This is a genomic window from Streptomyces sp. NPDC057616, assembly GCF_042800575.1.
GTDB lineage: Bacteria > Actinomycetota > Actinomycetes > Streptomycetales > Streptomycetaceae > Streptomyces.
Map to the genome: position 1 here is coordinate 167728 of NZ_JBHVGU010000001.1, position 24440 is coordinate 192167.

21 protein-coding genes and 1 other RNA gene are annotated in these 24440 nt (G+C 69.1%); 17 read left to right on the top strand and 5 right to left on the bottom strand.

Features of this window, described 5'->3' with window-relative positions; translation table 11 throughout:
* The first annotated feature begins 100 nt into the window (after positions 1–100).
* Positions 101–1309, top strand: a complete 1209-nt coding sequence (locus tag ACFU97_RS00755) for an oxygenase MpaB family protein (RefSeq protein WP_384248972.1) — start codon at positions 101–103, stop codon at positions 1307–1309.
* 42 nt (positions 1310–1351) lie between these two features.
* Here ACFU97_RS00755 and ACFU97_RS00760 read toward each other — a convergent pair whose 3' ends face one another.
* Positions 1352–2545, bottom strand: a complete 1194-nt coding sequence (locus ACFU97_RS00760; protein WP_384248975.1) for a TetR/AcrR family transcriptional regulator — start codon at positions 2543–2545, stop codon at positions 1352–1354.
* Between the two features lie 282 nt (positions 2546–2827).
* Between ACFU97_RS00760 and ACFU97_RS00765 the strand changes: the two genes are divergently transcribed.
* Positions 2828–4453 (top strand): long-chain-fatty-acid--CoA ligase, encoded by a 1626-nt coding sequence (locus ACFU97_RS00765; protein WP_384248978.1) that lies wholly within the window; start codon positions 2828–2830, stop codon positions 4451–4453.
* Between the two features lie 172 nt (positions 4454–4625).
* Here ACFU97_RS00765 and ACFU97_RS00770 read toward each other — a convergent pair whose 3' ends face one another.
* Entirely contained in the window at positions 4626–5108 is a 483-nt protein-coding gene (locus tag ACFU97_RS00770; RefSeq protein WP_384248981.1) for a DUF3515 family protein, read from the bottom strand.
* A gap of 246 nt (positions 5109–5354) precedes the next feature.
* Between ACFU97_RS00770 and ACFU97_RS00775 the strand changes: the two genes are divergently transcribed.
* Both ACFU97_RS00775 and ACFU97_RS00780 read left to right on the top strand, forming a co-directional pair.
* The gene (locus ACFU97_RS00775) at positions 5355–5915 is read left to right on the top strand and encodes a TlpA family protein disulfide reductase (RefSeq protein WP_384248984.1); all 561 of its coding nucleotides are present in this window, start codon (positions 5355–5357) and stop codon (positions 5913–5915) included.
* 235 nt (positions 5916–6150) lie between these two features.
* Positions 6151–6333 (top strand): hypothetical protein, encoded by a 183-nt coding sequence (locus tag ACFU97_RS00780; RefSeq protein WP_384248987.1) that lies wholly within the window; start codon positions 6151–6153, stop codon positions 6331–6333.
* Here ACFU97_RS00780 and ACFU97_RS00785 read toward each other — a convergent pair.
* Positions 6330–6875 carry a hypothetical protein gene (locus tag ACFU97_RS00785; protein ID WP_384248990.1) on the bottom strand — a complete coding sequence of 182 codons (546 nt, stop codon included), beginning with the start codon at positions 6873–6875 and terminating at the stop codon, positions 6330–6332. The genes ACFU97_RS00780 and ACFU97_RS00785 overlap by 4 nt on opposite strands.
* A gap of 604 nt (positions 6876–7479) precedes the next feature.
* Here ACFU97_RS00785 and ACFU97_RS00790 point away from each other — a divergent pair.
* Positions 7480–8244, top strand: a complete 765-nt coding sequence (locus tag ACFU97_RS00790; RefSeq protein ID WP_384248993.1) for a DNA/RNA non-specific endonuclease — start codon at positions 7480–7482, stop codon at positions 8242–8244.
* Positions 8245–8285: 41 nt separating this feature from the next.
* Positions 8286–8408, top strand: a complete 123-nt coding sequence (locus tag ACFU97_RS00795) for a hypothetical protein (protein ID WP_384248996.1) — start codon at positions 8286–8288, stop codon at positions 8406–8408.
* A 554-nt stretch (positions 8409–8962) separates the two neighbouring features.
* Here ACFU97_RS00795 and ACFU97_RS00800 read toward each other — a convergent pair.
* A complete protein-coding gene (locus tag ACFU97_RS00800) occupies positions 8963–9433 on the bottom strand; it encodes a hypothetical protein (protein ID WP_384248999.1) in 471 nt (156 codons plus the stop codon).
* A gap of 100 nt (positions 9434–9533) precedes the next feature.
* Between ACFU97_RS00800 and ACFU97_RS00805 the strand changes: the two genes are divergently transcribed.
* The 11 genes from ACFU97_RS00805 to ACFU97_RS00855 all read left to right on the top strand — a co-directional run bounded on the left by ACFU97_RS00805 (position 9534) and on the right by ACFU97_RS00855 (position 23726).
* Complete coding sequence (locus ACFU97_RS00805; RefSeq protein ID WP_384249002.1) at positions 9534–10706, top strand: serine hydrolase domain-containing protein; 1173 nt, start codon at positions 9534–9536, stop codon at positions 10704–10706.
* A gap of 265 nt (positions 10707–10971) precedes the next feature.
* Entirely contained in the window at positions 10972–11304 is a 333-nt protein-coding gene (locus tag ACFU97_RS00810; protein WP_384249005.1) for a hypothetical protein, read from the top strand.
* A 73-nt stretch (positions 11305–11377) separates the two neighbouring features.
* Positions 11378–11689, top strand: a complete 312-nt coding sequence (locus ACFU97_RS00815; RefSeq protein WP_384249008.1) for a pore-forming ESAT-6 family protein — start codon at positions 11378–11380, stop codon at positions 11687–11689.
* 58 nt (positions 11690–11747) lie between these two features.
* Positions 11748–12152, top strand: a complete 405-nt coding sequence (locus ACFU97_RS00820) for a DUF6507 family protein (protein ID WP_384249011.1) — start codon at positions 11748–11750, stop codon at positions 12150–12152.
* Positions 12149–14623: a hypothetical protein gene (locus tag ACFU97_RS00825; RefSeq protein WP_384249014.1), complete on the top strand. Its 2475-nt coding sequence runs from the start codon at positions 12149–12151 to the stop codon at positions 14621–14623. The genes ACFU97_RS00820 and ACFU97_RS00825 overlap by 4 nt, the downstream gene beginning before the upstream one ends.
* Positions 14620–15492: an immunity 49 family protein gene (locus tag ACFU97_RS00830; RefSeq protein ID WP_384249015.1), complete on the top strand. Its 873-nt coding sequence runs from the start codon at positions 14620–14622 to the stop codon at positions 15490–15492. Before ACFU97_RS00825 ends, ACFU97_RS00830 begins: the two co-directional genes overlap by 4 nt.
* A gap of 2 nt (positions 15493–15494) precedes the next feature.
* Entirely contained in the window at positions 15495–15791 is a 297-nt protein-coding gene (locus ACFU97_RS00835; RefSeq protein ID WP_384249017.1) for a hypothetical protein, read from the top strand.
* Positions 15792–15822: 31 nt separating this feature from the next.
* Complete coding sequence (gene eccD, locus ACFU97_RS00840; RefSeq protein WP_384249019.1) at positions 15823–17187, top strand: type VII secretion integral membrane protein EccD; 1365 nt, start codon at positions 15823–15825, stop codon at positions 17185–17187.
* A 31-nt stretch (positions 17188–17218) separates the two neighbouring features.
* Entirely contained in the window at positions 17219–18352 is a 1134-nt protein-coding gene (locus ACFU97_RS00845; protein WP_384249021.1) for a CpaE family protein, read from the top strand.
* Entirely contained in the window at positions 18349–22329 is a 3981-nt protein-coding gene (eccCa, locus tag ACFU97_RS00850; protein WP_384249023.1) for a type VII secretion protein EccCa, read from the top strand. Before ACFU97_RS00845 ends, eccCa begins: the two co-directional genes overlap by 4 nt.
* On the top strand, positions 22326–23726 hold the full coding sequence (locus ACFU97_RS00855; RefSeq protein ID WP_384249025.1) for a DUF6177 family protein: 1401 nt from the start codon (positions 22326–22328) through the stop codon (positions 23724–23726). Before eccCa ends, ACFU97_RS00855 begins: the two co-directional genes overlap by 4 nt.
* A 269-nt stretch (positions 23727–23995) precedes the next feature.
* Here the strand turns inward: ACFU97_RS00855 and rnpB are convergent.
* Positions 23996–24401, bottom strand: an RNA gene (rnpB, locus tag ACFU97_RS00860) — RNase P RNA component class A.
* Positions 24402–24440: the final 39 nt, after the last annotated feature.

Consider the following 24440-nt stretch of genomic DNA (forward strand, 5'->3'; position numbering starts at 1 on the left):
CCATGGGCAACCATGAAGCCAGCTCGCACCCTGTGCGTCAGGTCGCCTTCAGGCGCAGGTGACAGCTGCCATCCGCTCCGCTTCGAAAGTGGGTAAGTAAATGGGAAATCTCAGCAGAAGGCGCATCCTGACGCTCGGCGCCGCGCTGGGCCTCGTGGGCGTGACGGACGTGTCCCAGGCCTGGTCCTGGTCGTCGTCGGGCTCGATCGCCGGCACCGACTCGGTCACCGACCCGTTCTCGGTCTGGGACCCCACGGCGGACGAAGTCGCGGCCCGGCTCCTCGCCGACGGTTCGATCCCGGCGGTCAACAAGGCCTGGGAGTCGTGGGCGGACAACAGCGACGCCCTGCCGTCCGGCATGCCGGACTACCTGACCGCCTACCTCAAGGAGGTCAACCGGCTGCCGTCGTGGGCCGACCCCGCCCTGCTCGCCGCATCGGAGAAGCTCTACAAGCGCCTGAGCAGCTATCTGTTCGTGTCCGAGAGCCTCGGCAGCGGCATCCTGAGCACCGTGATCCCGCGGGAGTCCAGGGCGGTCTACTGGTCCGCCGGCGGCGCCGACATGAAGGCCCGCGCGGCCAAGACCTTCACCTTCGGCTACGACCTGCACAGCGAGACCGCCTGGCAGCCCGGAGGCCACTTCGTCGTCAGCGCCAACAAGACGCGCCTGGTCCACTCGGCCGTCCGCAACCTGCTGCCGACCTCGTCGCACTACATGGCGACCGCGGACGAGCCGAAGCCGATCAGCAACGGCGACATCCTGATCACGTTCCACTCCGTGGCCACCGTCGCGCACAACAACATGCAGAAGTGGGGCGTGAAGCTGTCGGCCACGGAGCAGGCCGCGGACCTGCACGCCTGGCAGGTCGCCCTCCATCTGCTGGGCGTCCAGGAGCAGTTCATCCCGGCCAGCTGGTCCGACGCGCAAGCGCAGGCGACCCAGATGCTGTGGCCGGTCGTCGCCCCCACGAGCGAGGGCATCAGCCTGGCCAAGACGCTGCTCGGGTACGTCGAGGATCCCGTCCTGGGCCTGGACACCGGCTTCGTCAGCGAGATGGTCCGCTACCTGATCGGCGACAAGTACTCCGACTGGCTCGGCCTGCCCCACGATCTGGTCTCGCGGACGCTGATCAAGGCAGCCTGGCCGGCATACGTCCAGTTCCGCGAGGGGACGTCGTCCACCGTCCCCGACGGCTTCTACCTGTTCGACCAGTTCATACGCGGCATCGCGATGCTGTACCTGAACAACGGGACGTCGGCGACGCAGACGCCGATCACGCTTCCTACGGCGAACCGGCCGGGGGCGTGAGACGGAGGAACCGGCCGAGCAGCTGCCTTGGCGCGTACTCGGCTACTCCAGGCCCAACGCGCCCACGACCAGAGCGGTGACGGCGTCGCGATGTTCACGCGTGTCCTGCCAATGCAGCCGACGGCCGGCCTCGACCACGACTCCGAACCCCGCATGCACCAGGACTCGAGCCTGCCGTGGATCCAACTCCGTTCGTACGAGCCGCAGTTGCTGCTCCCACACGGCGATGTGCTCACGCTGCGCGAGGATGAGGGGCTGCCGCAGGTGGTCCGGCAGGCCGGCGACCTCGGCCTCGGCGACGCTGGTGAGTTCGGTGTGCTCGAAGCTGTAGGCCACGTACGTCGACGCCAGCGCGACCACGGCGTCGTGCGGGTCGCTCACCTCGTTGAGGTTCTGCTCGACCGCCTGGGCCAGCAGACCCGCCGCCTGCAGGCATGCGGCCACCAGGATGTCCACCTTGGTGGGGTAGTGCCGGTAGATCGCGGAGGGGGCCAGCCCGACCGCCTCCGCGATCTGCCCGTTGGTGACCTTGACGAACCCGTCGCGCGCGAACAGCGGTACGGCGGCGGCCAGGATCTCCGCGCGCCGGGTGCGGGGCACGGGTTGAACGGGCAGTTCGACGGAGCGCGGGCCGCTGACACCAGCGGCGAGGTCGCTCGTGGCCACACGCAGAGAGGAGGCCAACAGCAGTTCCTCAACCCGACGTTGGGCGATGGAGACGTGATGCATCGTGATGGACCCGATGGCACCGAGGGCCGCGGCGGCGCGCAACTCGGCATCCCCGGAGGGGGACTCGCGCCGCACCGCTTCGGTGACCCGCTCGACGACGCGCGCGAACTTCGCCGAAAGATGCCGACGATCCTCACGCTCGAGATACCGGGCCTCCCACCGATACAGGCCACCCGACGCACGCTGGGCGACGGTGACCTGAGTGACGGCGGCGAGCACCTCCTCGAGACCTGCCTCGGCCGGCACTTCCTCGAGCGCGGCGACAAGTCGGCCGACCGTACCGTTCGCGCACTCGGCGAAGAGGGCGTACTTGTTGGGAAAGTGCCGATACAGAGCCGCGGCACTGATCCCCACGCCGGAGGCGATCTCCTCCATGGACGCCGCGTGGTAGCCGCGCTCGCTGAACACTCGCCCGGCCGCCTCGACGATGAGCTGCCGACGGTTGCGCGGGCGCGTGGCCGCGATCGGCTCGGCGTTCACCGGCATGGACTCGGCGTTCACCGGCATGGGCTCGGCGTTCACCGGCGGGCAGACGGACGAGGAGACAGGGCCATGCGCGCCAGTGAATCACAAGACGATCGAGGGCCAGAAACCACTGTGACGCCGGTGACCCGGCACGCGGCTCCCTCACCCCTTCCCATGTGATTTTCCATTAACAAAACCCTTCTTGGCCGGCGCCGCCGCAGGCATAATGACGCACGCTCCCACCCCCGAAACCCACCCCACGTCACCCCGCCTCACCCCACCCGCACCCCACGCACCTCCCGCACCCGGAACCCGAGGAGTGGCATGCCCACCGACACGGCTCCCGCTTGGTCCTTCCGTCACCACTGGATGGCGCAGGCGGCCACCCACGCGATGATGCGGCCCGACAAGCCCGCACTGCGCTACCTCGGGGCCACGACGACCTGGGCTCAGCTGTCACGACGGTCACTGCAACTGGCGGCCGCACTCGCCGACCGAGGCGTACGGGCGGGCGACCGGGTGGCCCTGCTCACCCTGAACCACCCCTGGTTCGTGGAGAGCGTGTTCGCGGCGAACAGCCTGGGAGCCATGGCCGTACCGCTCAGTTTCCGCCTCGCACCGCCGGAGATCGGCTACATCCTGGCCGACTGCACGCCGTCGGCGGTCGTGGTCGACGCGAAGCTGCTGCCGTTGCTGAAGGCGACGCCCAATGCCGCGTCCATCACGACGGTGATCGTCATCGACGAGCTGGGTTCGAGCGAGTCGAAGCGGATCGGGGAGCCCGCTGACCACGAGGCATACGAGGGCCACGCAGGCTACGCGCCCTACGAGCCCCTTCTGGCCGCGTACGAGCCGATGGAACTGCCCGACGTCAGCGAGGAGTCCACCGCGCTGATCATGTACACCTCGGGCACCACCGGCCGGCCGAAGGGCGTGCTGCTCACCCACCGCAACATGCAGGTACAGGCGATCACCTGCATCCGGGCGATGGAGATCTTCGACGACTCCGACATCGGCTTCCTGACCGCACCGTTCTTCCACATCGCGGGCCTGGGCTCGATCGTCGCGAACGTCCTGGTCGGCGGCACGGTGGTGATCCACCCGCTCGGGTCCTTCGACCCGAAGGCCGTACTGGACGCGTACGAACGCGAGGGCGCGACCATCGTCTTCAACGTCCCGCAACAGTGGGACCTGATCTGCGCCCAGCCGGACATCGACCAGCGCGACCTCAAGCTGCGCGTCATCAGCTGGGGAGCCGCACCGGCGAGCGACGCGACGCTCCGAGCCATGAGCGAGAAGTTCCCCAAGGCCCTCAATGTCGCGGTGTTCGGCCAGACGGAAACCTCCCCGATCACGTGCGTCCTCCGCGGCGAGGACGCGCTCCGCAAGCTTGGCTCGGTAGGCCGCCCGATCCCGACGATCCAGTACCGCATCGTCGACGCCTCCATGAACGACGTGGCCCTCGGCGAAGTCGGCGAGATCGTCTACCGCGGCCCCACCGTGACCCAGGGCTACTGGAACAAGCCCGAGGAAACCGCGGACGCCTTCTACGGAGGCTGGTTCCACTCCGGCGACCTGGTCAGGCAGGACAAGGAGGGCTTCATCTGGGTCGCCGACCGCAAGAAGGACATGATCATCAGCGGCGGCGAGAACATCTACTGCGCAGAAGTGGAAAACGCCATCGCCGAACACCCCGCCGTACTGGAGGTAGCGGTGATCGGCAGGCCGGACGAACGCTGGGGCCAGGTCCCGGTGGCGTACACCACGCTCGCGCCGGAGACCGACCTGTCCCTCCGCGACCTGACCACCTTCCTCGACGGAAGACTCGCCTCCTTCAAGATGCCGAAGGCGCTGGCGGTCGTCTCCCAACTCCCGCGTAACGCTGGCGGAAAGGTCATCAAGGGCGTGTTGCGTGAGCGGGACGGCGTGCGCCCGCCGGCACAGAGTTGACCGCAACGGGGGCCGGTGGCGAGGGTCGCCAGGAATGCGGATCGGTCCGCGCGCAGGTTCTGCACCTTGGCGACCCTGGCGGCGGCGTGGACGGCTGGGGCGAGGACGGCGAGGACGGCGAGGCTTACAACGGTGGCGCAGCCGACGTGGACACGGCCGGTGGCCGACTGATTCAAGTCCCCTGGGAATCCAGACACTTACGGTGCCGCGGCAATGCCGAAGCGGCCTTCGTCAGTTCGACCAGCGCCGCATCCGACGGTGCACCGCGCTGAACCGTCACCTCCAGTCCGGGAGAGCGTCCGTAGGTGACAAGCAGGTCGCGGCCGTCGCCGCCTTGCCCGTAGTGCCACACCCAGTCGACTCCGTTCACCGTCGCACACGCGTCCGGCGTCTTGGCGGGCATCGGAATCCCGCAACGGGCGACGATCTTGCCGCCGCCCCACACCGCCGCTCCGGCGACATCCGTGTGGTCACGCTCCAGTCCGGCGATCTTGTCGGGCAGCTTCCCTGCCGCAGCCCCGCAAGCAGCATCACGAGCGTGCGGGGCCGCCTCGGGGCCACTCTCGCCGCCCGTGACGGCCAAGCACACACCCAGTACGGCCAGCGTCACGAGGCCGGCCAACAGGATCCGGTTACGCACAGATCGGTTCACCACGTGATGAACCGTAAGTCAGCCGACGGACCGTCAACTCAGCGGGTCGGACCACCAGCATCGAAGGGAGGGCCGCGCCGACAAGTGCGCGCGGCATGGATGAGCGCCCAGCCACAATGGGGCGGAAGAATAAGGGAGTTGATGCATGGCTGGGACGAAGGCGGGCGGCCCTGCCGTCAAACGTGCCGCTTCATCCACACCCGGGGCGGGCGTCCGTACGCTCCGGTCGGCTTGCCATACTCACGGCTTATGAAGATCAGACGGGCCGCCTGGACGGCCGTGTGCGCGGCGGCCCTCGTCTCCGGCTGCACCAGCCCTCACCGCTCCACCGACGACGCCACATTGAAGGACGGCGTCCGCAGTTGGCCCGTATCCCACCGCCAGGCCATGCCCGCACTCCAGGGCGACGGAGCCGACGGCCGCCCGGTCCGGCTGGACGCGTTCAAGGGGAAGGTCGTGGTGCTGAACGCGTGGGCTTCCTGGTGCGGCCCCTGCCGCGTCGAATCCCCCGGCCTGGCCCGCACACAGAAAGCACTGGGCAGGCAAGGGCTCCAGATCATTGGCTTGAACGGCGGGGACCCGGCGTCCACCGCGCTCTCCTTCATCCGCGGGCATCACCTCGACTACCCGACCCTCATCGACGCACGTGGCAAGCAGGCCCTGCGCATCCCCCGCGGAACAGTCAGCCAAGTCGGCCTCCCGTACACGGTGTTCCTGGACCGCAAGGGCCGTATCGCCGCCTCCGCCTCCGGCGGCGTCACGGAACAGCAGATCAGGACCATCGTTACGCCACTCCTTGCGGACCGATAGGCCGGCGCCCGCTGCTGGTCGCCGCCGACGGGATTGGAGAAGCCCGGAGTTGGTGACCGTGGGGGAACGAATGATGCAGACGCCTTACTGCCGCGCCGACAGCGAGAATGGACGCCAATATCGACGCCCCGTCCGAGGAGGCTCTGCTCAACCTGATCGGTGAACTGAACGGCATGACAACACGTTCCCTGTCATCCGGCCCGACGAGGACGATCCCGCCTGGAATGCCTCTGTGGTGGTCCTAGACGAGGGAGGTTACGAGATCGTCCTGCGCGACAGCGCCCGACGAGAACACCAGGTCACCGCCGACACAGACATCGGCGGCGGCATCGCCAACGACCTCATCATCTGGGTTGCCACCCGCGACTACCCCGAACAGCCAACCCAGCACACCAAGACCGTTCAAAACGGGTCCTAGCGCCAGCAGGTCTCCTTGCCGCCACCCCGCCGGCTGCCGACCGATACCGAGTAGGCGAGACCTGCGCCGACCTTGGGCTCGGGTGAGAAGCCCTTGGCGTGGAGGTCGAGGTTGAGCAGTAGGTGCCGGTGCTGCTCGGTTCTGGTCCAGCAGGCACCTTCCACCGTGGTGGACGGTGCGTTGGGGTCGGGGTCCCGCTCGAAGTTCCATCCGGCCGCGGCGGCTGTCTTGGTGTAGTACGCGATGACGTCGTCCGGCTTGCCCGGGAAGGCGTACAGGCGGTCCGCGTGCAGCCAAGGCGCTCCGCTGCTGTCGTCGTCGCATCCCGTGGTCACGCCTACGCCGCGGTAGTTGGCGGGCGCCGAGGCGTGCGCGGGTGCCGAGCTGAGCAGCGGCTGTTTGGCCAGTCGCTTCAGGTCGGCGGCCGTGTTGTGGCAGCCATCGCCGCCGACGGCGGAACACGCGCTGAGGAAGGCGGGCGGCAGCAGGAGGGCAGCCGCCAGGACGAGGCGTGTGCCGGCAGACGATGATGCGGAGGACACTGGTGCTCCTGGGAGTACGGGTCTTTGTGCATATGAGGACTGGTGACCGGGCGCGGTTCCCGCTCGCGGGAGACCGGGCTGGGATTTCCTACCTCGTCCTGCCGTCGGCGCTCGGTCGGCTGGAGACCCGGGAGCAGAGGGTCCGGTACATGACCGCGCGGTTGCGCGAGGGGCCGGGCGGGTGCAGGCCGCGCTCGGGGAGGCGTAACCGCCCTTCAGCGGCTGACGCGCGGTCGGCGAGTCTCATGCGGGCAGTGCGGAGCCAAGTTGCTGCTTCTTGCCGGCTCCGGCTGGTGGTGGTCTGTTCGCGGGCGGCCTCTTCAGTTCCCCGCATACCGCAGCGCGGCCGATTCGAGGACCTCGTCGCTCGGTCAATTTATTCCGGCGCGCGCCCCAATTAGTCCGCGCCGGTCTGTCTTGTGATCATCACCTGGGCGCCACCATCATCGATGACACGAACGGGCAGAGCAAACGGTAACCCCGAATTGCCGAGCTCCCGAGCGGCCCCTGTAGCGGAATGGAATCATCCTGGATTCCGGGTACGCGGTGTTGACCATATGGGGCCGGTCCCAGTCGGTGGCAATTGCTGGCGCGACGTCGGCTTATGGAGCGCGGCACGCCAGAATTCGGCTCGAAGCGCAGCCGTGAGCAGGCACAGAGAGGGAAATACGTGCGGCAGGTAAAAATGTCCGTGAAGGTTCTCCTGGCGGGATGCACGGGTGGAGCGTTGCTGATTGGCGGAACAGCTGCCAACGCGACAGCCCAGGTGGACGAGGCAACCAAGGCACCCCAGGCAACTGCGGTCAAGCTTCAGGCAAGGGATGCGATTCCCTGTCACAAATACCTGAAGAAGGCACACAAATATCGTTCGATTCTGACCTACGATACCGACGATGAGGGGCGCCCATCGGGTGCCGTGGCAAGGAATCTGAAGCTGAAGGACAGGCCTCGCAATGACTGTCAGACGAAAGTCGGCAGTTGGGGGGGAGCAGGGCACGATGGTGCGCACTTGATCGCCGCTTCACTCAACGGAACCACTCAGCGAGCCAACCTCGTGCCCACCACCGAGATAGTCAACAGGACTATCATGAAGGCTTTCGAGAATCAGGCCAAGAAATGCCTGAAGACAAACAGCCCGCACCACCTCCAGGTCAACAACTACGGCGTGACCGTGTACTACCCGAGGGACAGGGGCGTCATCCCGAACAAGATCACCATGGTCATGGACGTGGCTCGCGCGGGAACCGACAATAACGGCCATTTCATCGAGATGGATTTCAAGAACATAAAGTACACGCGAGGCGGTGCCCACAGGATAACGAACAAGCTCGCCAAGGACGTGAAAGCGGCTGGCTGTACGGGCAGGTGAGCGGCGTCCTCCGCGTAGCGTGGAGGCCGTGTAACGAACAATTGGCCTCGCTCGGCGCCGACGCCGGCCTCAAGGTCAACGGCATCCGCTTCGTCCTTCCCGCCGAAGGCGGTGAGGTCGTCCCGGCCTCGACGGACAGCGTGACGCACAACTGCGGTGGCTGACGCCCCCGTCGGCGGGGCGGACGGCAGGGATACACGGACGTATTCCTGCCGTCCGCCCTCCGGGCCGTCCAGGACCTGTGCGAACGACGAGGCGGCGCGGTGGAGTCACTCACCTGCGAAGCCGTACCCGACACCATGGGCGACGTGGTCGTCGCCGCCACGACAGTGCTGCTCTTCCGCGCTCGCGGCTGCGTCTTCCGCCGAGGCATCTGGCCACCGACCCGCCCCACCCCGCCACCACCCAAGCCGCCGTCTACGCCTCCGTCCTGGAGGTGCGCCTGATGCCGTGGGTACGTCCCCAACTCGGCCACGGCGCACCGCTGATCGACTCTGGGGCCACGCACGAACGTCGGCTCAATGCCCGGCGCCTCCTCTCGGACGGGGCGTCGTGGCACGAGTGCGCAACAGCCGGTCGAGCACGGCGACCTGCGGGCGTGGGCGCGGGCTCCGACGGGGGTCGAGTGCTGCTGCCCACTGCTGAGTCAGGCGACCGGGGGCGGCGTACTCACCGGGGTAGGTGTCAGCGTCGTAGACCCGTGCAGAACCAGTCCGTCTCAGGTTCCTACGCTGCTGGCCCAGACACGCAGGGGCCTGATCTCCGGCCCGGTCTGGTCCGAGTGGCTTTGCACGTCGTCCAGGTCCGACCAGGTCGTGACGCCTGGCTCACTCGCGATCAGAAACCCTTCAACCACCGGACCGAGGGCATCAGAGACCACATAGGTGCCGCTGAACGGCAGCGCGTCCGGCGACACGGAACCGGTCGAGCACCGAAGCTGCCCGGCCTGCTCGTCGTGCCACACGTAGAAGGTCGCGACACCCGAAAAGCCGAGATCGCGAATGCGTTCCCGGATACCAAGAGCAGTCCGCTCGAAGGCAGCCACCACCTCGGGGGCGGACAGCGACGTCCTGTCCTCCTCCGCCGCACCGAGCGACCAGGTGTTGGTCTCCCATTCGACCCGTCGGTCAGCCGGCTCGAGTACCAATGGCTCGTCGGCCACCTCTGCGATCCACGTCAAGAGCACCACAGCAGTATTCCTGTGCAGCGAGCTCCGTATCCCAATCCCAGCACAGGGCGATACCGAGAACCATCTTGAGATACGACGTCCCAGTGCCAGGATGGACGACATGACGATGATCGACGGTGAGGTCGAGGCGGGGTTCGAACCGGTACGTGAGGCGTTCGAGGCAAACTTCTCGCAGCGCGGAGACATCGGTGCGGCGGTGTGCGTGTACCAGCACGGCCGACCGGTGGTGGACCTGTGGGGCGGCGTCGCCGACCCGGAGACCGACCGTCGGTGGACCCGGGACACGCTGCAACTGGTCTACTCGGCCACCAAGGGCGCGACCGCGACCGCGGCTCATCTGCTCGTCCAGCGCGGCGAGTTGGACCTGGACGCGCCGGTGGCGACCTATTGGCCGGAGTTCGCCGCGAACGGCAAGGCGGACATCCCGGTGCGCTGGCTGCTCTCGCACCAGGCGGGCTTGATCGCGCTGGACCAACCGGTCGCGCTGGACGAGGCGTTGGCCTGGGATCCCATGGTGGTCGCACTGGCGGCGCAGCGTCCCCTTTGGGAGCCGGGCACGGCGCACGGATACCACGGGCGGACCTTCGGCTGGCTGGTCGGCGAGGTGATCCGCCGGGTGTCCGGCCGGACGCCGGGCCGCTTCTTCGCCGACGAGATCGCCGGCCCTCTCGGGCTGGACTTCTTCATCGGGTTGCCGGCGTCCGAGCGCCGGCGGGTCAGCCGCATGGTGTACCAGCAGTCGGACGTCGACCTGACCGCCGTGCCCATCGAGGCGATTCCCGAGGCGTTCCGCGAACTGGTCGCCGCCATGAGCGACCCCAACTCCTTCGCCAACAGGGCGTTCGCGGTCACCGACCCCGCCGAGATCGACTTCAACTCGCCGGACGTACAGGCCGCGGAGATCCCCGCTTCCAACGGCATCGGCACCGCTCAGGCGCTGGCGCGCATGTACGCCTCGCTGATCGGCGAGGTCGACGGCGTGCGCCTGTTCGCCCCGGAAACCCTGGAGTCGGCGACCAAGGAACAGGCCAGCGGAAAAGACCGGGTGATGATGCTGCCGAGCCGCTTCAGCTCCGGATACATGCTGCCCACCGAGGAAATCCCCATGACCGGCCCGAACGCCTTCGGCCACATGGGCCGAGGCGGCTCCCTCGCCTTCGCCGACCCCGAGCACGGCATCGCTTTCGGGTACGCCATGAACAACATCGTCGAAGGGGCCGAGGATCTGCGGGCGGGCTCGCTGGTCGACGCGGTGAGAAGGTCGTTGAGGTAGCTGCGGCACGGCTGCCCGGTCAGCCGTGCCCCTTCCCCCGACACCCATGTCTTCGACTCACGGGTGAGCTGGCGCGAGTTACGCGGGGTTACCGCTCTTGACGGACTCTCGTGCACTAGATCACGCCACTTTGATCACATTCACGTTGCGCCTGCAACGCGTGACGCGAGAGGATGTTCGAGGATTCGTGAGCGGTGAGTGACCCACGATCACGCCATGGTGATCGAACAGCCGCAGCGCAGAACACACTTACGGGGGTGGGTGAATGAAGTTCGACATGGGATCGACGACCCTGTCGGAGCTCGGCAAGAGCACCGTGGGCTCGAGCGAGGACCTGGGCACGCTCATCAAGTGGCTGATCCAGGCGGCGGAGCCGCTGGAGGGAAAGTTCAACGGGGCCGGAAAGGCGGCGTTCGACCGGTTCAAGGTGCATGCCGATGAGATCACGAACGATCTGAACGGCTCGCTGGGCGCGATCCTGGGTGGTCAGTCCGGCATGGACACCGCGTTCGGCTCCGGTGACGTGGAGCTGGGGGACAACGCGCACCACAACATGGGTGCCGCCAACTTCGATGCCGCCCGTTTCGGCGCGCGTTGACGGCCTTCGCCGTCCAAGTTGCCTTCGCTGTCACCGTTTTCAAGCTTTCGAGCATGCAAGGGGGAGCCTGACCGTGGCTCAGAACCAGGACCGCCGTTCGTACGACACCGGTGCCTCCAGTGAAGTACAGGTCAGCCTGGCGGGCGTGATCGGCCAGCTGGAGCGCGTGCTGACCGACCGGGACCGCGCGGTGAAGGCCGCGATGGCCGACTTCACCGCGGACGGTGTCGCCGACGACTACCACGGCAAGGAGGTCCGCTGGCACAGCGCCGCGAGCGAGGTCCGCGAGATCATCCGGCTGGTGCGCACGACGCTGGAGCAGAACGACGGGACCGCGCAGTCGACGCTGGCCAAGGCGCGGGCGGCCGTCGACAACATCGGCTGACCGGTGCCGTGTCGGCACAACTGCCAGGCGGGTACATGAGTTTCAACGGGGGTTTGGCGTGACGCGGTGGGACATCTCCTCGTCCGGCGTCCAGTTCGTGACCTCGCTGGTCGAGGACGCGATGGACGACGTGACCAAGGACGTGAAGGCGTACGGCAAGGACGTGCGGAGCGCGGCCGGTTCGGCCGGCACCATCGTCGGAGTGCATTGTGGGGCTGCCCCGATCGGTCCCATCGAGGCCGCGCTGACACTGTTCGTCGAGAAGACCGCGGGTGACGTTCTCTTCCTCGGTGCCCGGGCGGCGAAGTCGGTGAACGGTGCGCGGGAGGCCACCGCGTACTACGTCGTCGGGGATCTCGACATGGCCGCCACGACGCAGCACAAGGCCCTGGCCGCGCCGAAGATCGACCTGCCTGGTCAGGGTGGCGGCTCGGGGCAGGGCAAGGGGGACGGGAAGAAGTGATCAACCCGTCCGGTATCCCGCAGTTCACCGGCGACTTCGCGCAGTTGGACAAGGACGTCTCCGGGCTGCGCAGCGAAGCGATCGGCATCCGCAACGGCGGCATGGACGTCCACTCCCGCTTCCAGATGCTGGGGGCCTACTACACGGCGCCCGAGGCCGACGACCTGTTCGCCACCACTCAGCCGGTCATGGAGAAGGCCGACACGTTCGCCACCGACCTGGAGACGGTGGCCGACGCGCTGGACACCTTCTCCATCGAGGCGCGCCCGCTGGCCAAGCGGCTGGAACAGCTCAAGACGGATGCGCTCGCGTTCGTCGGGAGCGTCGACGGCGACGACGACTGGACCGAGGACGAGGACAAGGTCCACCGGAACAAGGAACTCGTCGACGACGTCACGGCCACGCAGCTCGCTTTCCAGGAGGCGGAACGCAGGGCGGCCAGCAAGATCTCGACGATCGTGGGCGGGCCGAAGTTCGTAGCGGATCACGGCAGCGGTTTCTACGATCTCAACACGGTGAAGTACGGCTACGACGGCGGTCTCCTCGAAGGCGCCAAGGAGTTGCCCTGGGGCAGCGTGGACGAGCAGAGCTACGAGGCGTGGAGCCTCGGCTGGTTCGGGCACGGCGCCAAGAGCTTTGTCTGGGACGGGATCTACCACGACGGCATCGAAGCCGGCGTCAGCGGGCTGTGGACGCTGGTCGGCGGGAACGGCTCCGATGCGGCGGGCGACGCCTGGGGCGGCCTGAAGGACGTCGTCACCGGCATCGGCCTGTACACCGCCACCCCGTACGACGCGGCCATGGACTGGGCCTTCGGCCCGGACAAGGAGAGCGCCGACGAGGTCCGGGCGAAGAAGGCGGCGAAGGAGTTCGGCAAGTCCCTCGTCGCCTGGGACCAGTGGCAGGAGAACCCGGCCCGCGCCGCGGGGACGACCGTCTTCAACGTCCTCACCTTCGGCGTCGGCCCGCTGTCAGTCGTGTCCAAGACGAGCGAGATCGGCGCGGTCGCCAAGGGCGCGGGCGTCGCCGCCAAGCTCGGCGAGTTCATGGACCCGATCTCGGTGGGCGTCAGGGCGACCGGCAAGACCGTCAGCGCGCTGCCGAGACTTTCCGACCTCACCTCCCACCTTCTGCCCGCGGCGAGGGCCGGGGCGGCGGACGCGCACGGCGTCCATAGCGTCATTGAGCTGGAGGACGGCTCGAAGGTCGTCATCGAGAACGGTGAGTTCGTCGTCTACGACAAGCACGGCGATGTCCTTCACGACGCGCCGAAGCAGGAACGATCCGCCGTTCCGGAATCCGCATCGGACCAGCCTCACGTGCGAGAACGAGAACTGACGGGAGTCGGGGCAACCGCACGAACGTCCGGTTCTGGCGCGGCCATGGGCGAGGGTCCATCGTCACGCACTGCGCACGATGCCACTGCCGTTCGCAGCCATGGGGCATCAGGCGCAACGGGAACGGCCGACGCCTTTGGCTCGGGTGGTCACCCCGTTGTTGCCTCTCATGGCGGCGCGACTTCAAGCGACCACGCCGCCTCCGGCACGGCAGGTGGCGGAAGCGGCGACGGTACCGGTGCGGGGAGCCGCCAAAGCGGTGCAGCCGATCCGGGCGCGGTCATGCACCGCCAGGTGTACCGTGCCAACCACGAGCCTGGTTATTTCGAGAAGTACTACCGCAAGAACGGCACCCGGCTCAGCACCAAGGTGGCTGACGAGAGTGGACTGGTCCCACCGCAACTGGTGAAGGATCCGCCGACGGGTCGGTGGATCGCGGTGAATGACGCACCACCGCCCCTCCCGCCGAAGTACACCGGAGACTCTCTCAAGACAGGGCGGGAAACCGCGACGCCAGAAGCCCTCAAGGCGCTGGACGATGCGGCGCATACGCGCCATACCGCGATTGCGGCCGACCAACTGGCCGAGCATCGTCTCAAGGACGCCAGGCATGCATTCGACACGCACCCGACTGACGGGAGCAAAGCGGCGGCAGATGCGGCAGATGCGGCACACAAACCTCTGGACAAGGGTATGGGCGAGGCCAGCGAGGCCTTCGGCGAGGCAGTAGCCGAGCACCATGTGATCCCCGAGCACTACCCTCATGCCAAGAGGATGGACCTTGACGGACCCGCGAACGGCAACGACCAGTTCGACCAGGTCTGGCAGCGCCAGGACGGCGGCTTCGTGGTCGTCGAAGCGAAGAGCAGCACGGGAACACAGCTGGGAGCGCGCAACCTGCCCGACGGTACAAGGGTTTCTCAAGGAACCCGGGAATATTTCAACGATATTCTTCGCGAAATGCGCATCCGGGGACGCCGAAACCCGAAGGAGCTCAAACTCGCGACAGCCCTCAACAAGGCGCTGAGAGACGGAAAACTGGACTACATCCTCGTCAAGGGGAATCCGAAAGCCGGACGTTATGATGGTTACCTGATGGAGAAATTCGACATAGGGGGCAGGAAGACACCGTGACGGTGAAGGTGACTCGGCATGGCAGTCCGGGGCCCGACGACGAGGAATATGCCGGCGCCCTCGGTGAAGGTCTGGCTGACACCATCGCGAGCCTCGAGCAGTCTCCGGAGATGTTCGACAGCGCCCTGAGCGAAGCGCTCCTGCACATCAACGCCCGCCTCGCCGTCGACCCGGACGCGTCCCACATCGACACGTGGGAGGCGGTGGTCACGGCGATGCAGGTGGGCTCCGCCATGTTCGCGTCGGCCAGGACGACGGAAGGCACTGTCCAGTGCCGTATCGACCACGAACTGCGGACTCTTCCTGCCACGGGACCTCAGCCCTACTCCACTGCGGGCAACTGGCTCACCGCCTTCTGGCTGGCTGTCGTCTGCCGCGATCAGCACCGCCTGAACCAGTTGTGCGAGTTCCCCGTCGAGCAGCTGCGTACCTCGTCATCGGCTTCAGGCGCACAGGTCGATGCCTACGTGTACGACTGGGTCGACGCACTCCAGGCGTACTGGCTGGAACAGCCGGGACTGGTGGACAAGTTGGTGGCGGCGATCAACGGCTCCTATCCGGAGGCCGCTCGCATCACCCCCCGGGACCTGCTGGAAAAAATCCTCTACCAGCCGATCAACCTGTTCCACCGATTCCTGCGCAAGGACCACGAAGGCTTCAACCATGCCCTCGTCGAAGCCCTCGAGCACCACAAGGCCTACTGGACCGCCGACGAGGACCGGGAGAGCAGTGTCGAGGGATACCTCGCCTTGGGACCTATGGCCATGGCGTGCTTGGCCTATGACGCGGGCTTCCCCATCGAGGTCGAGTCCGACTACCTGCCGAGCGAGCTGCTGAACCGCGCCTGGCTCGGCGAGTTCGCGACATAGCGGTGACAGCCCATGACTACGACAACCAGCTCCTCGAGTCGGTCTCCGTCCGCCGCCGTCGTCTTCGCGACGCCCTGCTCTTCGGTGCGCAGCGGCAGCGGCGGTCGTTGGACGAGCGGGTCGGGAAGGTGTTCGCCGGGGTGGTGATCGCAGCCGTGGTGTGTGCCGGGTGTGTGGGGTGGTCGTTCGTGTCGCATCGGGTCATCGGGAAGAGCCCGTACGGCACTTCCGTATCGCCGTCGTCCCCATCGGCCCTGACGCCGTCGTCTTCGCCTTCCGATGTCCCTTCTGCCCGGTGATAGGTTCGAACGCGTGATAGTCACGGGGTCTTTGAGTCGTTCCGCGACCGGTAGCCGTACGGCGCTCACCCGCATCACCCTGGTCGGCGAACGGCGTCGGATCGACCTCGTACTGCCCTCGCGCGAACCGGTCGGAATCCTGCTGCCGGAGATCATGCGGCTGCTGGACGACCGGGTGGGGGCACGACCGGAGTTGCGGCATCTGGTGACCGCGGACGGCTCGGCGCTGGCCCATGACTCCACGTTGGAGTCGGCCGGGGTTCCCGACGGGGCCGTGCTGCGGCTGGTGCGGGTCGAGGACGCGCCGTCGGCTCCCGTGGTGCACGACATCAGCGATGAGGTCGCCGGCGACCTCGACGTACGAGCGTGGCGGTGGAGGCCTGCGGCACGACGCACGGTGGCCGGGCTGAGCACCGTGATCTGGGCGCTGGCGGCCGGCGTACTGGCCCGGGGCGGGTTCGCCCCGTCGGCGGTCGCCGGGGGGCTGGTGGCCGTCGCGGGAGTCTGCGCGGTCGCCGGCGTGCTGTGCGGACGGATGCACAAGCGTGGGATGGCCACCACTCTGATCGCCACCTCGGGCGTACTGGGCGCGCTCGGGGCCTGGACGGCCGCGGATGCCTACGACTGGTCCGGCGCGGCCCGGTTGGCGGGTGTCGCGGGGGCCGGTGCCGTCGCGTTGTTGCTGGCCGGGTGGTGCACGCCGCTGGGGCGTGGCGCGTTGATCGGCGCCGGGGCGCTCGGCGGGTGTCTGGTGCTGTGGGAGGCGGTGATCGCGCTGCAGGGCGGTGCGGGAACCGCCACGGAGCAGGCTCGGGCCGGTGCGCTGGTCGCCGTCGTCTGCCTGGTCCTGCTGGGCGTGTTGCCGCGGCTGGCGCTGATGGCGTCGGGGATGACCGGGCTGGACGACCGGCGCACGGGCGGAGTGTCGGTGAGCCGGTACGACGTGGGCACCGCGCTCGCGGCCACGCACCGCGGGCTGGCGCTCGCGAGCGTCGTCCTCGCCGCCTCCGCGGCCGGGGCGGGTGTACTCGTACTGCATGTGGTGTCCGTGTGGACGGTGTTGTTGGGCATCGCCGTCGTCGTGGTGCTGGCACTGCGGGCGCGCGCGTTTCCGCTCACCGCCGAGGTCGTGGTGCTGCTGCTGGCCGCAGGGGTCGTCGCGGTGCGGCTGGTGGTGGTGTGGCTCGGGCAGGCCCCGGCGGCGGGTCCTGTCGCTGTGCTCGCGTTGTTGGCGGTCGTCCCTCTCGTGGTGCTGGGCGTGGAACCGGCCGAGCATGTGCGGGTGCGGCTGCGGCGTGTCGGTGACGTCCTGGAGTCCGTGGCCGTGATCGGCCTGTTCCCGCTGGTCATCGGCGTGTTCGGAGTGTACGGGCGGCTGCTGGGCACCTTCGCGTGAGCGCGCGGGGACCAAGGACGTAGGGATCGACATGACTCAGGGAGGGGACTGGCAGCAGGACCTGCTGCGCGAACTGGCCAACGGCTCCCCGGACAGTGCGCCGCCGCCCTCGCGCCCGGATGCGTCCGACGCGATTCCCGGTGCTCCCGTGCGAACAGGAGCGGCCGCGGATGCGGAACCTGGCGCCGAATCGCTTCCCGCAGCGCCTCTGGTCCCCCGGCCATCCCACGATCCGCGCGTCGCTGCGGCCCCCGAGTCCGTGCCCACCGTCGACCCGCGGCTCGCCATCGCGTTGGGGCGCCCGCAGCACGGCGACTCGGTAGCACGCCGAACCAGCCGGTCGCTGCGCAAACTCACCGCATCGGCCGGAGGGGACGTCGCCGAGCAGACGCGCCTCGCGCAGGAGGTGCAGCAGCCGGTCAGCACCGGCCGCGTCATCGCGGTGACGTCGATCCGCGGCGGCGTGGGCAAGTCCACGGTCTCCGCGCTGCTGGGACGCACCTTCAACCACTACCGGCACGATCCGGTGCTCGCCCTGGAGGCGGACACGGCGCTGGGCACCCTGCCGGTGCGGATGGGCGCCGAGTCGGTGCGCTGGTCGTGCGGCGACCTGGCCCGGATCCTCACGCCCGCCATGCAACTCACCGACGTCACCGGCTACTTGGTGCCGGTGGCCGACGGCGGCTGGCTGCTGCCCGCGGGCCAGGGCCGCGTGGGCGCACCGCTGGACGTGCGCACGTACCGGACCGTGACGCTGGCGCTGCGCCGGTACTTCGCGGTGACGGTGGTGGACTGCGAGAGCCTGCCCGGCGAGGTGGCCCGTACGGCGATGGACACCGCCCACGCCCGCGTCGTGGTCGCGCCGATGACCGCCGAGGGCGTCAACGGCACCCGCCAGGTCCTCGACTGGCTGGCCCAGCTGCCGCACTCCGCCCTGGCCACGACCGTGGTCGCGCTCAGCGCCGCCTCGCCCGACACCACGCTCGACGCGAAGACCGCCGCCGCGCACCTGCGGGAGCCCGGCGTACCGGTGGTGCTGCTTCCCTATGACCCCCATCTCGCCCAAGGGGGCCCCATCCACACCGCCATGCTGGGCCAGGCCACCCGAACCGCGGCCGTCCGGCTGGCCGCCGAGGCGATGCGGCATGCCGTGAGGATGCGATGACCCAGCAGCAGATCCACCGTCCGGCCCGCAGCACCCGCCCGCTCGCGCCCGCACCGCCCCGCACCGTGGAGGCACCCCCGAACCTGCCCGAGGGCAAGATCGGCAACGCGGCCACAGCCCTGCTGCCGATGGCGGGTGTCATCAGCTCGGTCGTGATGATGACGATCATCCGCAACAGCCAGTTCGCCGCGCTCGGCGCGCTCGTGCTGGTCGTGGCTCTGCTGGGAGCGGTGGCGCTGTTCCTCTCCCAGCGCGGCAAGGCCCAGCGCACCCGGCGCGTCCAGCGCGAGCGCTATCTGGAGTACCTGGAGGAACTGCGCGAGGAGTTGAGCAGCGCCGAGCGGGACCGGCGGCAGCTGGCGCGGCTGCTGAACCCGCCGCCGCAGGCTCTGTACGACCTCATGCGCGATCCGGCCAGACTGTGGGAGCGCCGCCGCCAGGACGCCGACTTCCTGCAGCTGCGGGCCGGCGCCGGCGACATCCCCGTGCAGGAGCTGGCCATCGGCCAGAACAGCACCGGCGGGGTACTGACCCCGCCGGACCCCTTCATGCTCAACGAGGCCCATGCCCTGCAGAGCCGCTTCGGTAGCGCCTCGGACTTCCCCCTCACGGTGCCCTTGGACCGTGCGGGGAACGTCAGCGTCGTCGGTGACCGGGAGGGCGTCCTGCGCGTCGCCCGGGCGCTGCTGCTGCAGACGGCCGTGACGCATGCGCCGGACGACGTGGCCCTCGCCCTCGCCACCGCCGACGAGACCGCGTGGGAGTGGGCCAAGTGGCTGCCCCATGTCCTCGACCCGCAGTCCTACGACGGACGGGTTCCCGCCCGCCGGATCGCGCCCGACCTGGCTGAGCTGGCCCGGCTGTGCACGCCCGACCTGCGACGGCGCGCCGCGTACGCCGCCGAGGTGCGGCGCGGGCTGGCAGGCCGGGACGCACTGCGCCTGACGGCTCGGCTCCTGGTCGTCAACGACACGTACGGGGACACCGCGACCGACCTCCCGCGTCCGGACTCGGCCGTCGCGCTGACGGACATGGGCGTGACGGTGCTGCATCTGCTGGAGCGGCAGGTGCACGAGCCGGACGAGGTAAGCGTGCGCATCACCGTCGACGGTGACCGGATCGCCGTGGACGACCTGCGCACACCCGGCGCCACCGTCGCGCACGGCACCTGCGACGCCGTGACCGGCCCCGGCGCCGAGGGCATCGCCCGCATGCTGGCCCCGCTGCGGCTGTCCGCGGAGTCGGCCACAGAGGGCACCCCCGTCGCCGGACCGGTCGACTTCCCCGCCCTGCTCGGCATCGACGACCCGGCCGCCCTCGACCTCGCCCGGCTGTGGGCACCGCGGACCGAGCGGGACTTCCTCCGCGTCCCCATCGGACTGACGGACCGTCATGAGCCGGTGCTGCTGGACCTGAAGGAGTCCTCGCAGCTGGGCATGGGCCCGCACGGACTGTGCGTGGGCGCCACCGGCTCCGGCAAGAGCGAGCTGCTGCGCACCCTGGTCCTCGCGCTGACCGCCACCCACTCCCCCGAGGACCTCGCGCTGGTCCTGGTCGACTACAAGGGCGGCGCCACCTTCGCCCCGTTCGCCGAACTCCCGCACGTGGCAGGTGTGATCACCAACCTGGAGAACCAGGCCGGGCTCGTCGAACGCGTTCACACCAGCCTGGCCGGCGAAGTCAAGCGGCGTCAGCAGGTCCTCAAGGACGCCGGGAACGTCGCGGACATCGGCCACTACGCCGCTCTGCGCGCCACCGACCGCCCCGACCTGGAGCCTCTCCCGCACCTGTTCGTCGTCATCGACGAGTTCGGCGAACTCATCGCCGCCAAGCCGGACTTCATCGACCTGTTCCTGTCCATCGGCCGGATCGGCCGCTCCATCGGCGTCCACCTGCTGCTCTCCAGCCAGCGCATCGAGGGCGGCAAGCTCAAGGGCCTGGACACGTACCTGTCGTACCGTCTGGGTCTGCGCACCTTCTCCGCCGACGAGTCCCGCACGGTTCTCGACACGACCGACGCCTTCCACCTGCCGCCGCTGCCCGGCTTCGGCTACCTGAAGGTCGACACCTCCACGTACGAGCGCTTCAAGGCCGGCTACGTCTCCGGCGCTTACCGTGGCCCGGCCCTGCTCGAGCAGGCGGCCGACACCCGGACGGCCTGGCCCGACCCCACGTACAACACGGGGCAGGATGAGTCGGAGGCACCGGAAGAACCCGCCGTCACCCGGCGCGAGACCGGACCCACCGTGCTGTCCGTCATGGTCGACCAACTAGCCACGGCAGCCCCGCCGGTACGACGCATCTGGCTGCCTCCGCTGCCGGACTCCGTCACCCTGGACACGGCCGCCGGGCCGATGCGGGCCGGTACGGACGGCCTGCGCCTCACGCACGGCGACGGCGTGCTGCGGGTCCCGCTCGGTGTGCTGGACGACCCGGCCCGGCAGTGGCAGCAGCCGTGGCTGCTGGACCTGACGGTCGCCGGCGGACACGTCGCGGTGATCGGCGGACCACAGTCCGGCAAGACCACTCTGCTGCGCACGCTCACCCTCGCGCTGGCCCTCACCCGGACCCCGGACGACGTCGCCGTCTACGGCCTCGACCTGGCCGGCGGCGGCCTGTCCGCCCTCGCCGGGCTGCCGCACGTCGGCGGCATCGCGGGACGCGCCGACCACGAACGGGCCGCCCGCACCATCGCCGAGGTGCGCACCATGCTGTCCGAGCGCGAGGAACTCTTCCGCGAGCTGGGCATCGACTCCGTCGACCAGCTGCGCCATCTCCGAGCAGGCGGGCGGCTGCCGCATCTGGGTGCCACCGACATCGTCCTGCTCGTCGACGGATTCGGCGCCCTGCGCGATGAGTTCGCCGACCTCGACGACGCCGTCGCCGACCTGCTCAAGCGCGGCGGAGGCTACGGCATCCATGTCGTGGCGGGCATGCTCCGCTGGAACGACGTCCGCATCGCCACCCAGTCGATGTTCGGCACCCGCGTCGAACTGCGGCTCAACGACCCGGCCGACTCCTCCATCGACCGCAAGCTGTCGGAGACCCTCTCTCCCGACACCCCCGGCCGGGTGCTGACCGACGGCAACCTGTTCGCGCAGGTGGCACTGCCCCGCATCGACAACCACCCGGACGCAGGCGACCTGGGCACGACCCTGGAGCGCACCGCCCGCACGGTCCGTGCCTCCTGGCACGGGGAACTCGCCCCGCCCGTACGGGTCCTACCCACCCGCCTCTCAGCCGCGAAGCTGCCCTCCCCCGCCGCCGAACCCGCCCGGCTCCCCCTCGGCGTCGACCAGGACGCCCTCGCCCCGGTCCTTCTCGACCTGTTCGGCACCGACCAGCACCTGCTGATCCTCGGCGACAACGAGTGCGGCAAGACCAACCTGCTCAAGCTGATCGCCGCCCGGCTCGTCGAGCGCCACACCGACGAGGAACTCGTCTTCGGCATCTTCGACCCGCGCCGCGGCCTGCGCGGCGTCGTCCCGGAGTCCTACCGCGGCGGCTACGCCCACAACGCCAAACTCGCTGCCGCCCTGTCCACCGGCATCGCCACCGAACTGGAAAAGCGTCTGCCGGAGACCGCCGACCCGGACGGCCTCACGACCGAGCCCGCATTCCGCGGCCCGCGCATCGTCATCCTCGTCGACGACTACGACATCCTCACCACTGCCGGCCAGCAACCGCTGGCGCCCTTCCTGCCGTACCTCTCCTCGGCCCAGGACATCGGCCTGCACTTCGTCCTCGCCCGTCGCACCGCCGGCGCCTCCCGCGCCCTGTACGAACCCCTGCTGACCACCTTGCGGGAGACCGGCACGACGGCCCTCGTCATGACCGGCGACCGCACCGAGGGACAGCTCTTCCCCGGCCTGTACGCCTCCCAACAGCCGCCCGGCCGTGGCACCCTCGTCCGCCGCGGACGCCCCCACCAGCTCATCCAGACCGCCCTCACCGCAGAAGAGGCCCACCAAGAGTGACCAAGGACGTCATCGCCCTCACCCCCAAGATGCCGGACCTGAACACCCTGCTGGCAGGCCTCTACGCCGGCGGCCCCGACCTGTTGGTGAACACGACGGCCGACGGCGCCGTCGTACAGCTCTGCGCCCCCGACGGCCGCCCCCTGGTCTCCGTGGAGGCACCGCTCCTCGTCCAGGTCCCCGGCGAGACCGTCCGCCTGCTGGACTGTGCCGTGGCCGACGGGCCCGTGTGGTGGACCGAGGCCCGCGCCTCCACCGCCGTTGCCGAGGCCGGACGCCTCGCGGGCTCCTTCGCCGGACGACTGGCCACCGTCCTGGGCGGCACGGTCTGGCCCCCCGAGGCCGCCACCACCGACGTCGTCCCGCTCACCACCGACATCTCCGCCGTACCGGTCCCCGCCACCGCCACACCCGCCGTCGACGTCCTGACCACGACCACGGCCGTGGTCATCCAGGACCGCCCCCTGGTTCCCCTGACCAACTGGCTCTCCGACGCCCTGCACACCACGACCGCCGCCGACCGCGCCCTGCAGATCGTCACGCCCCCCACCACCCGCCTGACCCTGCCCACCCGGACCGCCCTGCGCGGCCTGCCCAACCGCTGGGTCGTCCAGCACCCCGAACACGGCTACTACGACGGCCTGTCCGGCGCCGTTCTCCACTGGAAGAACGGCACCTTCACCCCCGTACGCGACGAGAACGGCACCGCCCAGGCAGCCGAGGCCTTCAAAACCGTCACGGACACAGGAGAACGCCAACTCCTCCTCACCCTGCGCACCCGCCACCCCGGCGACGCCGACCTCGTACTCGGCCGCGCCCTCGAAACCGCCTACCACCACCTCACCGACGGCCCACCCGCCGGCTGGAGCACCGCCGAACCGGTCAACCTCCCCTGGTCCACCCAGCAGTTGACCGACCTCGCCCGCACTCGGGCACCACAGCCCACCTTGCTCATCGCCATCGGCCGGCCCGACCGCCCCGCGCTCGCCACCATCCGCATCCTGCGCACCCCGGCCGGCGTCAAGGAGGACATCACCCTCACCCTCGGCTACGGCAGGGACGAAACCCCACCCCTGGATACGATCGAACCCCTCGCCGCGACCCTCGCCGCCGAGCACGGCCTCACCACCCTGCTCACCTCACTCCGCGCCGCCCGCCGCGACCTCACCGTGCCGCCACACGTCGAGGCCCCACCCATCCCCGTCGCGCTCACCCTCGGCCACGACGAGATCGAGAGCATCGGCCGTACCCGAGCCGAACACCCACCCCTCGGCCCCACCCCCACCAAACTCGGCCATCCGGCCGAACACGCCCTCCACTACACCCTCGGAGACGGAACCGACCCCCAGGCCTGGACCACGCTCCAACAGCTCACCCACCAGCTGAAACAAGCGTGATCATCCGGCCGGGCGGTGGCCGATGCCATCCCCGCCGAACTCGTGGGCGCTGAAGCACTCCACGGGAGGCCGTGAGCAGGCTGCCTGAGTCGGCTGTCGAAGTGTTCGCTCATGGGGCGAGGGCGAGGTGCTCCCCTCCTTACGTCGCACGAGCGCGGAGGCGACCGGCGACGCGCAACATGAGCGACGGCGCCCCGATCCCATAGCCCGTTCGGGCCCTTCCGCGCGCTGGCATGGTGTGACTCGCCCACGCGGGCCAGAGCCGAGGGCAGACGAGTCGGGCTGTACGCCGGGTTCTGTCGCCCGGCTGCCTCGCGGCGGCCGGGGAGACGGCCATCCATCTAGGACCGACGTTGCCGTCGGCCTCGTGCGGTCTACCCGGGGACTCGGGCGGGCAGCCCTCGAACGTCCCCGCAGGAGCGCCGAGGCGCTCCCTTTTGACCTTGCTCCGGGTGGGGTTTACCTAGCTGCCCAGGTCGCCCTGGGCACTGGTGGTCTCTTACACCACCGTTTCACCCTTACCCGGCGCCGAAGCGCCGGGCGGTTTGTTTTCTGTGGCACTGTCCCGCGGGTCACCCCGGGTGGCCGTTAGCCATCACCCTGCCCTGTGGAGCCCGGACGTTCCTCGGGAAGCCCCCTGTTAGGAGGACTCCACGCGGCCGTCCGCCCGGCTCGTCTGCCGTGTCGACCATGCTACCCGGCGGGTGGCTTTGC

Coding starts and splice junctions, on each gene's coding strand:
- ACFU97_RS00755 (WP_384248972.1), top strand. CDS start 101: ATGGGAAATCTCAGCAGAAGGCGCATCCTGACGCTCGGCGCCGCGCTG.
- ACFU97_RS00760 (WP_384248975.1), bottom strand. CDS start 2,545: ATGCCGGTGAACGCCGAGTCCATGCCGGTGAACGCCGAGCCGATCGCG.
- ACFU97_RS00765 (WP_384248978.1), top strand. CDS start 2,828: ATGCCCACCGACACGGCTCCCGCTTGGTCCTTCCGTCACCACTGGATG.
- ACFU97_RS00775 (WP_384248984.1), top strand. CDS start 5,355: ATGAAGATCAGACGGGCCGCCTGGACGGCCGTGTGCGCGGCGGCCCTC.
- ACFU97_RS00790 (WP_384248993.1), top strand. CDS start 7,480: ATGGAGCGCGGCACGCCAGAATTCGGCTCGAAGCGCAGCCGTGAGCAG.
- ACFU97_RS00805 (WP_384249002.1), top strand. CDS start 9,534: ATGACGATGATCGACGGTGAGGTCGAGGCGGGGTTCGAACCGGTACGT.
- ACFU97_RS00810 (WP_384249005.1), top strand. CDS start 10,972: ATGAAGTTCGACATGGGATCGACGACCCTGTCGGAGCTCGGCAAGAGC.
- ACFU97_RS00845 (WP_384249021.1), top strand. CDS start 17,219: ATGACTCAGGGAGGGGACTGGCAGCAGGACCTGCTGCGCGAACTGGCC.
- eccCa (WP_384249023.1), top strand. CDS start 18,349: ATGACCCAGCAGCAGATCCACCGTCCGGCCCGCAGCACCCGCCCGCTC.